This is a genomic window from Streptomyces hirsutus (assembly GCF_001418415.1).
GTDB lineage: Bacteria > Actinomycetota > Actinomycetes > Streptomycetales > Streptomycetaceae > Streptomyces > Streptomyces hirsutus.
Window position 1 is genome coordinate 1 of the sequence record NZ_LIQT01000775.1, and the last position, 1,393, is coordinate 1,393.

Annotated in this window: 1 protein-coding gene and 1 pseudogene; both read right to left on the reverse strand. The window is 71.9% G+C overall.

The genetic code is table 11. The features are described 5' to 3' along the window. A pseudogene (locus AOK11_RS38530) lies at positions 1 to 319 on the reverse strand (hypothetical protein); the annotation flags it as partial. Beyond that, positions 319 to 1,393 (reverse strand): molybdopterin-dependent oxidoreductase (locus AOK11_RS38535; protein ID WP_055598240.1); only part of this gene is annotated, 1,075 nt, incomplete at its 5' end. The pseudogene AOK11_RS38530 and the gene AOK11_RS38535, both read right to left, overlap by 1 nt.

Sequence of the window (1,393 nt, forward strand, 5' to 3'; positions counted from 1 at the left end):
TCCCGCTGATCAGCGGGAACCACACCAGAAGGAGCAGTCCGGAGAGGGCCGCCGGTACGCGTACGTACGGCACCCACTCCCGGCGCCGGATCGTGCCGAGCCCCCGCACGACCGCCCGGTCCGCGACCGCGTACAAGGGCAGCAGCACGAGGTCGTGCAGCAGCGCCGCCCCCACGAACCACAGCGCCACGCCGAACCAGTCGTCCGCGAGCAGCCGTACCCCCGCGTAGGCGGCGAGCGCGAACGAGCAGGCCAGCAGCAGGAGTTGCAGGGGGCTGCCGATCGGAAGGCGCGGAAGCCGGGGAAGCCGTGGAGGCATCACAGGTCTCCGAACGTCATCCGGGCCACCCACTTGGTGTTCAGCACACCGGGCGCGGCGGGCACGATGATCCGCGCCGGGTGGCCGTGGTCGGGGGACAGCTCCTCGCCGTTGACGTACAGGGCGAGCAGGGAACGCGGGTCGGCCACCTGGTTGGCGCGCAGGGCGGCTTCCCGGAAGGCGCCGCTCCGCTGGAGGGACTCGACGAACACGTCCGGCGGGTCGTCGTCGTACCCGACGAGCGCCGCGAGGTCGCGCAGTCGCACCCCGCGCCACCACTGGTTCGACGTCGACCAGCCCTCCACGCAGGCGATGGGCAACGCCGCGCTGTGCAGGGGGAGCCGGAGCAGCTCGTCCCGGCGGAGGCGGACGGTGCCCGCGCGCCCCGTGACGGTGAGCCGCCACGCGTCCTCGCCCGTCTCCGCCGCGTCGATCCCGGCGTACGCGGCGGTCTTGTTGATCTGGAAGCCGTTCGGGCCACTGCCGGGATCGCCGCCGCCGCGCGGTGCCAGGAGGGCGGTGCGCCGCAGCGGACCGTCGAAGTTCTGCCCCACCGTGGTGGCGAACAGCAGCAGCGAGCCGCCCCCGACGAACCACAGGGCGCCCCGCCGGGAGAAGGTCGGCTCGGCGGGGCGCGGGGTCACCAGGTCGTTCCGCTCCTCCCGCAGGTTCCGCAGATTGCGCAGCACCGTGGGCATCCGCAGCAGCACGTGGGCGACGAACGCGGCGAAGAACACCCATGCCCCGTAGAAGTGCAGCGGGTAGAAGGAGCCGGGGAAGACGTAGTCGAGCTGGATGTTGAGCACACCGGTCACGAACTGGAACAGTGCGCCGCCCACCAGGAGCAGCAGCGAGATCCGCTCCAGGGCGTGCGCGAGCGAGCGGGCCGGCGGCAGCGCGAACAGCCTCGGCACCACGGACCACAGCTTGGCGAGCAGGACGGGGATCAGGGTGATGCCGAGGGTGACGTGGACGCCCTGGTTGAGCCGGTACAGCCAGTGCGGGTCCGTCGGCCAGGCGAAGAGGTAGAAGCCGAGGATCCCCTTGTCCGGTGTCTTGTCGTTCACCGGCGAC